Consider the following 13257-nt stretch of genomic DNA (forward strand, 5'->3'; position numbering starts at 1 on the left):
CTTCTCATATTTGTGTGAAAGATATAGCGTTGGGGACACAAACGTCTGCCATGAATATTTACAACTTAATCCGTTGGCATTGAATCATCCGTCACAACTATCTGAAATCCTTAGTACATCTTCAATCTCGACACCAAGGTGTTCAATCGTGCTTTCGAGCTTAGCATGACATTTTACAATACAGAACGTTTGCATACATATTTGAGGTATCCAAGCCCAAATATGTATGAATTAAAAATGAAGATATTGAGAAAAGTGGCTTAGCTGGGTTGGTCGATTTTGGTTGGCCACGTCAGTTCCTCGCTCATAGCTATCTGTCCGATGTCCAACTCTATTTATCGAAACTACTACAAACACATTTTTGCAAATTTGTCGCAGTTACATAAATGCATATTGATTATTTTTTCTGCTCCATTAGTCCTGCAAAACGGGGCTAACGGAGCAATTTATTCTAATTGTTCCCCGAGACTTCTTCCGTTGCCTCCTGGCGAAGTTTCTGGGCATCCATTCCGTTTAGCCGTTCAATGGCTCTATCTGCGGCACTCTGACGATTTCCATCAACGTTTAGCGTACTTCCTGAGCCTGTGAGTCGTTCCAGATCCAGTGACGGTACTTCGGGTAGGTTGCCTGTTATCGACAAGATACCTATCCATTCATCGAGATTGACTTGGCTCCAATCTACCTGGTTTAACTGACTCGCGGTCAAACCTTCACAGTTTGGTGACTTGGCACTGCCCCAACCAAGGCCCAATTGAGGGCGTACTTGTTCTTGAATGATCCGTGAAAGTGGCGAAGTAAAACAGCAATATGACTGCCGTTTTTCAACACAGGCACCTAAGAACTTAGACTTGCAGTAAGAGCCTACATAGTGGCAACTCTTCAATACCCGCTTGGCGTTCATTTCAAACTCGCTCTGCTCACATTTCCAGATAAGCTGAATGAGGATCATAGTGACTGAATAAATCATGTAGGCCGTCATAACCGTACTCAGAACCGCGCCCGCAGCGCCCCCCAGGGCAAAGTTACCACCCGAAACGACACCATCGGCTCCAACCGCACCACCAACGTTACTAAACAGTGCCGATTGCGCCCCCGAACCAAACGTAGAGCCTACCCACTCAGCCGTTTTGTTGGTCAACACCTGCATAAAGCCAGTCGCAGCTTGCTCCGCTCCCGCGCCAGCAGCCGTTGATGGCCCAGCCCCCATGAGAGAGTCCCATGCAGACACAAAAGGCTCTTTAACCGCACTCCAGGTACTGGTGATTGGTTCCCTGAGCGTATTCCACGAACCATAGATTGCCGAAGACGGATTCATGGCCATGACTGCCGTATCAAGCTTGTTGACCGCAACTATCATCGTGATGTAATCCGATAGCGACACGCCACTTGGCTTTTCACAGCAATCCACTATGCCGCCAACGGCTTTTTTGCACTGGCCAGCATTACCTTTAAAGACCGTACACTCGACGTTATCTTGGCCATCAGCTCCTGTGCATGACATATCATTGGTCATAAACTGCGCCGCATTAAGCATCGCAGCGGCCTCTGCAAAGTTAGCCTGCTTGATTGACTCTGGCTCTAAACAATCTGTGCCCATACAGCGAACTGGCCCCTCACAGTTGTATTGAGTTTCCATTCGAGCGTTTTGCACTTCAACGCTTTGTCCGCAGTCATACACCAAACTTTGGATATAACAGAAGCCTTCATGACCAGCCCCGCCCTCAGTACATTCGGTTCTGACGTACTGGCAGGCCGGATTTTGCTCTAGCGCGGCACACGTATTGGTGGTCGTGTTTTGTCCGTTATTGACGATGGTTTGTGTATTACCATTGGCATCTACCCAGCTATCTGAGCTGCCCATGTTGAACTCTGGGTGAGCAGTCGAGGCATTATAGGTCGCTTTTGCCCTCCAGCATGAGAGCCCCAGTCCATCAGAGCTGCCACGACTGGTTAAATGAGCAGGAGACGAAACAACAGCCGGATAAAGACTTCCAAGCTTCGCCAACTCGCTACTACCAACCGTTAACCCGTCGATTCGTTTTGTGCCCGTATCCAAACACTGCCACTGCACCGCAGTAAACTGATCCGTTTGCATCAAGCATTGGTCTATGCCCGGATCACTTGATTGATGAACAACGTCTTGCTCTAAGTACTTGCCGGAGAAGGTCAAGGAAGCACTCAGTTTCGCAGGAGCCAAACACTTCTGAACTTCTCGGCTGCAAGTGTCGAAATCGACTTTGTTCCAGCCGGAATCGCATCTGGAACGAGTGACCTCCTGGGGTTCATGCCACGAAATAATCGAACCATTGACGACTTTACACAATGAGCCAACCAAGGTTCCTTTTGGACAGGTCATTTCAGGGTATTTAATGGACGGTTTCGTCTCAGTCACCGTCTCCTTATTGCCCGTCAATGAGAGTGTCGTTTTCCAGCCATTTGCCTTGGATGGCGACTCGGTGATTTTTATCTCAGTATTTTGATTATCAAAAATCCTCAGCGTAGCGTTTCCAGTTTGCATAGTACTGCTGTGCTGTGGAACAAAACTGAGCGTTTCGGAGCTAAAGCAACCACGCTCAATGGACCAGCTTTGTTGATGGGTTTCAGCGGATACACGTCGCTCTAACTGACACTGAGTAAGCGTGCTGATCTTCTCGCACACCTGGTAATCGGGTACATGCTTGGTTTCAGTAAATGGCGTGATCGTCTGAGTAGGCTCACAGGCTTCAAAACTACTCGGCATAAGATTGGATACCACACACTTTGGATCGCTGGTTTGCAATCCACAGTCATAGGTATCGGTAAAACGAGTGCATTCACCTTTATCATTGGTCTCGGCACATTCTGACGACATGAATCCACAGGAAGGATTCGCTTCAAGCACTTGGCAGGCCTGATTTTCAATCCCTTTATAGCTTTCATCATCCACACTCACTTGCACACGACGACACAAAGGCGATATGCCAGCCACTGGGCTTGGGGCAAAATAGGACTCACAAACTGAAACACCATTGACCACCGTACATCCGTTGGTTGAAGAAGGCTGATCCGTGCATTGAATGCTGTAGTCTGAAAACTTCGTCGGGATATCCGCTGCTTGTTCGATACAGGATTGTGGCGACCAACTATCATTCATCACCACCTTGGTTGGATCAAAGCGCACCTTGATGCGTGCATACCCCTCACCACTACCCGTAACCGATACGCGAATTTTTACCGGCACTTCTAAACCGGGTTCTACCGCTTTTAGCCTGGCAGTGAGATCGGTATTTGGATTGCGCTCCCAACTGGTACTGAGCTCGCAGCGACCTGACGTTTCTGGTGGAAAGTTATTGTTCGGCCCAGACCAGACTTTCTGATCGCCAAGCCAAACTTGCATGTAGTCATCCCATTTAGCGTACTCAAGAACGGCTGAGGTAATCGCATCGGGGTTCACGACTTTGAGTGTGATGGCCTGTTCAAACACTTTACAACGGCCACTCCAGTAGTTGTCGCCAATTCGTCCAATCCAAACTTCAAGACACCCCTCACCACAAGAGCGAAGGTTCATCGGTCCAGAAACATGCTCAATAATGCCTGCCGTGTAATCGTGAGTAATAGTGCAGCTGTTAACCGCTGTATTGAGCCTGTCACATTGCTGGTAATTTGGGCTGCCTTCACCTTGAGACTCACAGCCGGGGAAGCTTTGGGTTAATAGATTGGGGTCAGTTTGAACCGCATCAGTTAATGCCCAAAGCGGATCATTGACCATATCTGGCCGAGACCTGTCTTTGATTTGCTGTAGCGAACGAAATGCTTCACCCGTAGCGCCACTTTCGGATGCCATGCTCTCTTGGCGCTGTGTCCCCAATTGATTCATGCTGGCATCAGAGCCATAAACGCCCGTTAAGACATCCAATGAGCCCTGATCCATACCAGGGAAAAGCTCTTGCAAGTTAATGGACTCATTACCACTGCCATTCGGCACCGACAATGTATTGCCATTGAGTGCGGGCATCGTCCAGTTTTGCAGCAATTGCTTACCTTCTTGTTGTCCGCTTAGGCCGGATTGGCGCTGCACATCAGCGGCCACACCATGTAAGGGCAGGCACGCCATAGTGATTGATAAAATACCCGCTAAAACTCGGGTAAAAAGTGTTGGTTTCATGGTTAACCTCCCGAGTTACAGCAGTCTTGCCAGCGCCACAAAATGTAGAGCGCATCTTCACCGGCACCGGGGATCGTTCGCCACTCTCCCCATTTCATGGTGCTTTCACCGATGACATGCGCACTTTCAGTTTCCGGTACAGGGAAGAACATACTCATCTTGTATTGGGATTTCGGCAGCATGGGTTCGATAACAGGTCGGCATAGCGCACTGTTCCCCATTGTTCGCCTAGCAAGACCACGCCTGTGTTGAGCCGCGATTGCACGCGCCGCTAAATGGCTGGTGTTTTCTGCTAATGAGCCAAAGGCTAAGGTGTGGCCAGATAACGGGTAGAGATGGCCCCAACTGCCAGCACACCAAAACAACTGGTCGATGGGTTTACCAAGCGTTGATGAAGCAGCGTCAGCGGTACAAGCAGATATAGCCAATGGATTGGCAACGGCAGCCGCTTCAGGCTGAGTAAAAAAGGCCAGTTCATCGTTCAGCCATGTTGGGTCCAATTCCGACAAATACATCAAGTCAAAGTCCATGTAACCATCGGCATTGCAATTGCCATCCATGAACAAATCGAGCATGACCAAAAGCGGAAAGGCGTAATAATGGTAATGGTAGAAAGCAAGATCACCGGTATCGTATTCACCTTCACCATGACCACCTTGCAATCGCCTATCACCTAACGGTAAACGAATCCCTCCCAGTGAAGGCGAACAACCTGGCGTTCTGACTAGTTCAATCAGACGCGCTGGCTCCCACATGCTGGTAACAATACCTGGCCTTGGCACACCTAAGTTGTCTTCACATAAGCAAAATGACTTGTTTGATGCGCCGCTTGGGACACTGCCAGAGCCAAGAGGAAGACCCGCAACTCGGATAGGAAAAATGCATGACCAGCAAACATCCGTCAGCAACTTGCCGGACAATAACCCCGCGTCTGGGCAGGTCAGTTCGGCTTTTGCAGGAATAGATGCGCCAAGGACAAACATTACAACGAGAGTCCGCAACAGACGATACGTATTATTGAGCTTTTTCATGAACAAGCTCCTTTGCTGGAATTTCTTCTATTTCAAACGCGAGTCCCTTTGCTTGAACAAACGATGGGGTGACTTGCAAATCAAAGCGCTGCTTTAGCGAGGCATTGAGAAGATAAACCGGACTGTCCAATGTCTTTTCGAGCGCATTGAGGCTATTCCAACCTTGAGCACGGTCGAGCTGCGTGGTGATAAGCGTAATGCGGCGCAGCGTCCTATCTTGGCCCTCAAGCCAATGCGCTACTGCGTCCACTTCTTCAGCGTTCGACGCATTAAACACCACGAGCTGCTGAGTAAATGGCAAGGCTTTTAGCGGGTTAATACGCGTTCCTGCTGGGATCAATGTTCGGCCATTGGCATCCAATAGTGGCCGCTTCATGACGATGGTTGGATCAACCATTCTTATCCGATACTGCGTGGCTTTGGGTAAGTCAGTGAAAGTTTGGCGAGACCAGAAACGCTCAATGGCTTTTTTCTTTAACGCGCCCAGGTCAAGCGACTGTAAACGCTGCATCGCCACTTGCATCAAATCCGGTTCTAAAATGGAATGAATCGGACCGCGTTGACCCAAAGATCCGGTATTGCCTGTTTCAATTTGACGTTGCAACCAGTCCTTGCTGTAAACCCCTAGTGCACTTGCAGTCACCTTGTCATCTTCTATGCGGAAAATGGCAGGCACGCTAGTCACCCGCCAGTGCACAAAGGCTTTCGGATCGATTCGAACCTGAGGAACAGGATCAAGTCCCGCCATCAGGGTATGCCAATCACGGATAGCCGCCCCCAAGGTCTTTCCTTCAGGAATTCCCCGAAACAACACAATAGCGCCGGTAGCACTGGCCTCTTTAAATAGCTGCATCAGTGAGGAATCCCCCAGTGAGGACGACGCAAATATCAACCATTCATCGTTGTGTTTGAGCGACTTAGGTTGTTCAATCGGTGAAAAAGGCTCGATAAATTCAGATGAACCATCCACAGCACTTTGTAAAATGCTGCGGCTCATTTCGACGATCTTTTTGTCCTCGTCAGACAACGGATAAGGCTCTTGTGCCCAGGACACTTGACTAAAAGCCAATGGCGCAACCAACAAAAATAAGAGGCATAGTCTTCTCATCTTCCACCTCCTACCAAAGCGGCCAAGCGCGACCAACAATCTGCTCGCGCTTAACGGCATTCCAATAGCGGGAGTCGAAACTCGTAGCAGCCTCGCCGGAAAACCAATATTCGTTTTCTTGCAGCGTCAATGAGCGGCTAAATTGTGATTCCGCCGCACCAAGACGCTGGGCTAATGCCATGCCGGTAGAAACTTCAGCACCGTTCACCAGCACATGCTCAGGCGTCACATTGACTTCATCCCCAGGCATCCCTGTTAGGCGTTTCAGCATCCGAGTACCGTCGTTATATAACGGAGCGAGTCCTTTTGAGTGGAAGGCATACAAACCATCCTTAACGGGCTCTTTATTCCATAGGTCAATCAGATACACCGTGGTATCAGGCAGGCAGCGCTCTTGCTGGGTATCAATACCTATTCGGTAGCGCATCATGGCGTAGGTGCCTACCAAGGCCATGATTAACGCAAGAACAGTCAACCGGATGAGGTATGGCCGCCAAGGCATTCTTTTACGGAGTATCTGCATGAGACACCTCCTTTGAGCCTACTGGCACAAATACGGAATCATCAGCACCCACCACCGCTTGGGCATCCAGCACGATAAAACCGGCTGCTTTTAATTTTTCAATTTGCTGATTGGTCTGAAGCAACCTGGATTCGATGTCTTGTTCGCTGGCATTGGGGCCCAGTGACAACACCGCCTCCCCAAAATCCACGACTGCAATGGGCGTACTTAACGCCAACTGGCTGTGGATGGGTTCGAGTGTTTTCATTAAAAGCCAGCTGGTCATTAAACCGCTGCCTGCAATAGACAAAGTAATAGAGGCCATAAATGGCCAAAGCGTGGACTTATTCATAGCCTCGCTCCTTCAACAACTGAGAGATGGCATCAGCAACAGAAAGGCCTTTGCGCGTTAACTGCTTAATCGCGTTTACATCTTCTGCACGGGACGAGTACAACAGCTTGTGAAACGGATCGACGATGAGGCGGCCAATCCCGGTGCCCATCTCGGTAATAAAGAAAATTTCGGAATAGACACCCGTGACGGTATGAACCGTTTTTAGGTATTCGTAGCCGCCTTCACCTAATGGCAAACGGCCTTCTTTTTTGAGCGCGTTGATGGTTTCGGCTTTTTGACCAAGCAGGTACATATTGGCCGAGTTTTCAGCGATGGCTTTACCTGTAGGGCTGTCATACAAATCGTTGACCGACTGCGTTACCGTTACAGCGCTGCCGCCATATTTTCGAAATCGACGGTAACCCGTCTCGATGAACTTACCGACATCACCTTGAGTCAGCAGATCCCAGGCTTCGTCAATGAACACAATCTTGCGACGATCCCGCTCACCTAAGTACATCTCTTGTTGGATTTGGTAGATAAGCTGAAGCAACACCACTTGTTGTAGATGCTTACGCCCCTTGAGCTCTTCTAACTCCAGAACGGTGAATCGGTTTTTGAAGCGAATATTGTTGTGGCCATTAAAGAAGCGGCCATATTCGCCCTGTGTCGTAAACGGATAGAGCTGCTCACCCACGTCTTGCACACGACGGTCTTCATGATTTTTTAAGGCCTCTGCCACATCATCAACCAACATGGCACGACCTTTTTTCTCCCACAGTTCACGGGTCTGACGCTTTAGGTTGGCCATCTGAAAATCGGTTAATGACTGCGTAGGTGCGGCCATTGCGGCCAATAACCCAACCAACACATCCGCTTCTTCGTCATAGTCCTCAACGATTTCAAACGGATTCAAGCAAATGCCACTGTCCCGCCCGAACTGTAAGAACTCACCGTCATAGACTTCACACAGCTTTTCATAAGAGCGGCCAACATCAATCACCCAGCATTGCCCGCCTTCTGATAGGTAGGAGGAGATGATTTCGTTCACCAGGAAAGACTTGCCCGATCCCGATTGCGCCGCGATGCAACAGTTGTAATTACTGCCCGAGTCATAAAGGGACACACTCATGATCTGGCCATTACGGGAAACAAAGTTAATCACTGGCGTGCCCGTGCCTTTCCAATCTGCAAACAAAGGCAACAGTGGGATCACATGTCGTGTCGCCATGGTCTTGAATCGAAACAAGTCGTTCATCGCCTGGCGGTCGGCACCAAATGGCAGGGCATTCAGAAAAATGGGCAAACAGAAGTACTTGTCTTCCATCAGCTCAAATCCGAGTTCTTTGAAATAAGTTCGAGCATTTGAAACAGAGCTGATGGACGCTTCTTCAGTTGGTGAAAACAGCGTTAAGGTCATGTTTGCCCGAATAGGACGATCACCTTCTTGCAAGGCTTCAAAAAGAACATCAAATCCCTTTTTCTTGGCTGCAAGCACCGGCACAAACTTGAGCATCGGGCCATAGGCCTGATTGACCGCCCATTGACGCTTCGTCTCTAGACGAGATCGCATCGCCTCGGCTGAAGGAAAGTGAATGGTGACATTCAGTAAAAAGCTGCCGCGTAAACCGCGACTACCCGTCATCATATCGCCCGCAAAACTTGCGGCATGACCAAACCAGATCCGCTCAGGCAGGCGCTTAAACGATAGGGTTTTGACTCGGTAATCGCCCAGCATCAGACCTTGGCTATCCACCTTGATAGCTCGGTCATAATCCAACACTTGCTCTCGAAGTGGTTTATCAGCCTCACTGCGGACTGGTGATGGATTACGCCAAGAAGCATCTTTTCCCCAGTTAAGCTGCGCACTTAATGCTGCGAGCCAATTTCGGTCAGTCATCTCATTAACTCGAAAACCAACTGTTGCCAGCGCCTGCGAGAAAGAAGCTCGAAGCGCGGATGCTCGACTTAATTCACGCTCAGTCGGTATAGGACTTTCCAAAGGCAATTTGCAGGTGACGATCAGTTGAAAGTTGCGTACCTGTGTCTGGGTCGATTCCTCTATTGGTCGAACCGTGCCCCCATCGAGGAAATCCGCACGTTTGCGTATCGACGCCCTGAGCAATGGGTCGGATTGACGATGCCTTAAGCCCATCATGCGCTGAAGGTCGGTTTGAATATCAGGCGAGGCGTACAGGCCAAATTGCAGCAAAGTGTCTTTTGGCCAGTCGTTGTTGAGAAGAACATTAACCCTGTCTGCAACAGACTCATCACCACCCGGCAATGGGTCACATAGAAAACCAAAGCCAACACTTTGGTCTTCCATGAAAAACAGTTGCTCATCGTCTGAATAGGCCAATACTGGCAATAGCTCTGAAGCGCGTTGCCCTGAATACAGAGAGGCTTTCATTAACGCCCCTCCAACCAAGCAGAAAGATCATAAGGACGGCCTCGGCTGATGCGACCATCATTGGCGACGATGAAAGGCACACCTTGAATGCCCAGGATTTGAGCCGTCACCAAGGTACGCTGCATTGGCTCTAAGTTGCAGGTATCATCCTGCTCTAAGTTACTAATTCGACCATTGAGCAATGCATCGGTGGCCGCTTTTTTGTCACGCGCACAGCCAAGCTGGCGAACCTGACGCTCTGAATCAGGACCAAGCACTGGCACAGGGAGTATTTGGAAGGTGTATTCTTTGGTTAGCGGTAAAGCTTGTTTCAAAAGCTCATGGCAGTGCGGGCATCGTGGATCAACAAAGACCACCACTTTCTTTTTGCCTTCGCCCAGCGTCAGTGGGTTCAAATCATCCATTTTTAAGCCAAGACGACTTAAGTCCAGCGTGTTTCCTGCTTCTCGAATTTCTTCAAGGCTAGTAAGCGGCTTTTTCGACCAGGCATCATAGAGCGTGCCATCAATGACGAACCGGCCACTGTCTGACATGAAAACAATACGGCCATTGCTTTCAACCGCTTTCATACCCGTGACCGGCAAAGAAACCATGCCGTCAATTTTGCCAACGGGCGACACTTCAGACACTGGTTCAGCTTGAACCAAAGGAGACAGCGCAAGCGCCAGAATAATTGGAGATAGTTTTCGCATGAGGAGTCCTCGTTAATGTAAATCGAGGCTCCAGTCTATGCAGTTGTCCTATGTGGACTCGGTTAGATAGATTGAAGAAATCGCAATCTAACTAGGGGGCTTATAGCTCGTTGAGGTTTGTTATAAACGAATTACTCGGCGTTTGCGTTAACAAGCCAATCATCAAGCACTTGCTTCAATTTATCTAATTGCTCTTGATGTTTTGCTTGATTCTTTGCCAATTTGTTAATGTTCTGCAACTTCCAACGAATCGCTGGCAAGTCTGCTGCATTAGGATAGTCAAACAATGCCCAGTCAGGTTGCCCTCTTTTGAATGACATAAGGAAAGCATGATCCCTTTCTGTGAAATGTTTTTGCAGTTCAATTAACATCATGGGCCTAACAGAGGCTAAGTCTTCGCATTCAACTTTTTCAAAAGTCATTCCGTCAAATTCTGCCTGAAATTTCTCATTCAGATGCTGCCAGTTTGGCGACATGACTTCATTAATAGGCCGAGGGTGACTTAATGTATAGGTTAAAAAACCCACCAAAATCTCTCTCGAAATCCCTTCACTGCCAAGTAACATACGCACATCAAATAAGTCGCGAGGATGTTGGCGATCCATTGCAGCACACAATTTTCCACCATACAGATCGGGAAGACTGACTACCTGAATCTCAGCATAACCAAACTCGTCTTCAACAGACTCTTGAACTGGCATTATTTCTGCACTATGCAATGTACCTCTGGCGACGGGCGACACTTCAATTTTGATCGTCGCAACCGGACTTGATACAACGATTCTCAGTTCATCAGCTTTATTATCCTGAAATGCCGCTCTGATATCTGGTTGAGTATTGATTCTGTCTGTAATGCGCTGCAATGCAGCCCTGACATTAATCAAAGCCTCATTTCTTGGTTCAAGTGGAAGATAAGCAAGATCAATATCTACAGATAACCGAGGAAAATCTCTCACAAATAAATTAATGGCGGTGCCACCTTTAAGTGCAAAAACCGTCTCTGTTGCTACCACAGGAAGCAGTCTTATGAGCAAGGAAACCTGTTTGTAATATGGGCTATCTTTATCCATTATGTTGTTCACCTTTTTTGACGCTTAATATCTCTGGCACTGTGATTTGATATCGCTCATCAAAACGTCCTTTTTCGACAACCTGCCGCTTTCCTGCACCCAATTTAATTCTTGTTTCATCTATGCGATTGACCCACTGGTGATCGTAGTATCGACCCAGAAATAGAAATATTCGGTTTGCCTGAACAGAGCTGCTTCGTTCAAGAATATCTTGTACTTTTCTAGGGCTAAGATTGACTAAACCCTGAAATAATTCTGCGACATGCTCAAATGAAATCAGCTTTCCAATCGCATCTACCACTTCATAGGCAGCAAGTTCTGCACAGCTGACAGTGAGTTCTTTCTCTTTAACCGTGATCCTTTTCAAATCCTTCTCGGGATTCACTTCAAGCTTATGGTTTCCACAGTAAAACCAATTCTGATAAGGGAATTCACGAAACCATTTCGGTAAGGACGACTTGTTTTTAACGCAAATCCAAACTTGCTCTTTGTTCAGCTGTAAATAGTGACTCAGTCCTTGGTGAGTTAAGCTGCTCAATCCAGCCAAATGAACTGAAACGCCCAATTGCACATCCAATGCTTGAATGGCATCAACCCAAGTTGGCTTTATATCGCCCTGCGCATTTGGACGATAGTACACACCAGAACTAAGCTTCTTCAGCCAACCGTTCTGCGCGTACTTTTGAGCCAACGAGTAGCTCACGCCGTTTTCAGTCAGCCATTGCTGAAGTACTAGCGCACCAGGAGAAGTATGAGCAATAAGCCAGTTTATTTTAGATGACATTTTAACACCCAAAGTATGAATATCACGAACAGTATAAACCATATAGTTTATTACGATAGGAATTTTAACACTTTAGGTATTAATATACCAAATAATGTAAACCAAGTTCGTTAATGTGGCGTCGCTGAAATGAAAAGGTCTACACAACATCACCAATAACCCGATGTTGTGTAGACCTAAGTTTGATTGCCTTAAGTGAACTGCCTAATATAGCTCACATTCAGGTGCCCAGTAAGACGGCGCTGATTGCTGGAACTGTTGTGCCAATGACTTCTTGAGTGCTGGCAACGACAGGTAAAGTTGCAGACATAACACTTTCAACGACGGTTGGTGTGTTGTAGAGACCCATACCGCCACCAATGCCCAAGGCAAAAGCCATCAAGCTTTGGCGAGCGATACCGCCCACAATACCCACCAGAACCATGGCTCCCGCTACGATCCGTCCCAAAGTACCTTGGGTCCAATCTTTTAGAGTATCCCACACATCAGTGAAAGCATCACCACCGGTGCCCGCAAATGAGGGCTCCGAAATCATTAACGCCATTAAACCAAGCGCACCAATGGTCATTAGGCGCTGAGTCTGAATGCTGCGAACTGCATTTGTCATTCGTTAGTTTCTCCGTAGATACTCAAGTTATCGCGCTTACCATCAGCTCCCGCTAAGGCAGAATCGCTTTGAGTCTGAAGTGGACGTAGCACTGGCGAAACCGTTCGAGGTGCTGACACCCCAATATCCCACCGGCGCGGTTCAATTTCGGTAAACACGTAGCTGGATAAATTCAGATCTCCACGGTCATCCTCCCAAGGCGCAATCCAAATTCGCATCACCCTTGAAGGAATGCGAATAGGTGCAGATTGCTGCGTCTCAGGTAATGCTGGATGGCTCAGCAGTCCTGTCTCTAAATCAGATTGTGAATACCCCGAGGGAGAACCAATTCGAGTCGCCACAGCATCAATCGTCTTGGGTGCAGCGCCATTACTGGTAAGCTCATAGACTTCACGAGCGGATAAACAGCGCACACCGTCAGGCATACCTGGGCAACCATATTCACTACTCCCAAGACCCAATGAACTACAGCCAGACAATAAGGTTGAGCCGACTGCCAATAAAAGTAATCCAGCTTTAGACCACTGTTTTGACTGGTGCTTTGGGTTGTTCTGCATTGATGTCGTCATGGTTAA

The 13257-nt window shown here is 48.1% G+C and carries 11 protein-coding genes; all 11 read right to left on the minus strand.

Annotated features, from left to right (window positions below):
• Window positions 1–451: 451 nt before the first annotated feature.
• Window positions 452–4144 carry a conjugal transfer protein TraN gene (traN, locus tag GTH24_RS17125; protein WP_004249370.1) on the minus strand — a complete coding sequence of 1231 codons (3693 nt, stop codon included), beginning with the start codon at window positions 4142–4144 and terminating at the stop codon, window positions 452–454.
• Window positions 4145–4146: 2 nt separating this feature from the next.
• The gene (locus GTH24_RS17130; protein WP_004249369.1) at window positions 4147–5175 is read right to left on the minus strand and encodes a TraU family protein; all 1029 of its coding nucleotides are present in this window, start codon (window positions 5173–5175) and stop codon (window positions 4147–4149) included.
• Entirely contained in the window at window positions 5159–6283 is a 1125-nt protein-coding gene (locus GTH24_RS17135) for a TrbC family F-type conjugative pilus assembly protein (RefSeq protein ID WP_004249368.1), read from the minus strand. The genes GTH24_RS17130 and GTH24_RS17135 overlap by 17 nt, the downstream gene beginning before the upstream one ends.
• A 10-nt stretch (window positions 6284–6293) precedes the next feature.
• Window positions 6294–6806, minus strand: coding sequence for a S26 family signal peptidase (locus tag GTH24_RS17140; RefSeq protein WP_004249367.1), 513 nt, complete (start codon window positions 6804–6806; stop codon window positions 6294–6296).
• A complete protein-coding gene (locus GTH24_RS17145; protein ID WP_004249366.1) occupies window positions 6790–7137 on the minus strand; it encodes a hypothetical protein in 348 nt (115 codons plus the stop codon). Before GTH24_RS17145 ends, GTH24_RS17140 begins: the two co-directional genes overlap by 17 nt.
• A complete protein-coding gene (gene traC, locus GTH24_RS17150; protein ID WP_004249365.1) occupies window positions 7130–9529 on the minus strand; it encodes a type IV secretion system protein TraC in 2400 nt (799 codons plus the stop codon). The genes GTH24_RS17145 and traC overlap by 8 nt, the downstream gene beginning before the upstream one ends.
• On the minus strand, window positions 9529–10221 hold the full coding sequence (locus GTH24_RS17155) for a DsbC family protein (RefSeq protein WP_004249363.1): 693 nt from the start codon (window positions 10219–10221) through the stop codon (window positions 9529–9531). The genes traC and GTH24_RS17155 overlap by 1 nt, the downstream gene beginning before the upstream one ends.
• A gap of 131 nt (window positions 10222–10352) precedes the next feature.
• The gene (locus GTH24_RS17160) at window positions 10353–11291 is read right to left on the minus strand and encodes a nucleotidyl transferase AbiEii/AbiGii toxin family protein (protein WP_004249362.1); all 939 of its coding nucleotides are present in this window, start codon (window positions 11289–11291) and stop codon (window positions 10353–10355) included.
• Window positions 11284–12117 (minus strand): type IV toxin-antitoxin system AbiEi family antitoxin, encoded by an 834-nt coding sequence (locus GTH24_RS17165; RefSeq protein ID WP_004249360.1) that lies wholly within the window; start codon window positions 12115–12117, stop codon window positions 11284–11286. The genes GTH24_RS17160 and GTH24_RS17165 overlap by 8 nt, the downstream gene beginning before the upstream one ends.
• A gap of 178 nt (window positions 12118–12295) precedes the next feature.
• Complete coding sequence (gene traA, locus GTH24_RS17170) at window positions 12296–12682, minus strand: TraA family conjugative transfer protein (protein WP_004249359.1); 387 nt, start codon at window positions 12680–12682, stop codon at window positions 12296–12298.
• Window positions 12679–13251 (minus strand): type IV conjugative transfer system lipoprotein TraV, encoded by a 573-nt coding sequence (gene traV, locus GTH24_RS17175; protein ID WP_004249358.1) that lies wholly within the window; start codon window positions 13249–13251, stop codon window positions 12679–12681. Before traV ends, traA begins: the two co-directional genes overlap by 4 nt.
• Between the last annotated feature and the right edge of the window lie 6 nt (window positions 13252–13257).

The organism is Proteus vulgaris, assembly GCF_011045815.1.
In the GTDB taxonomy this organism is placed as follows: Bacteria; Pseudomonadota; Gammaproteobacteria; order Enterobacterales; family Enterobacteriaceae; genus Proteus; species Proteus vulgaris_B.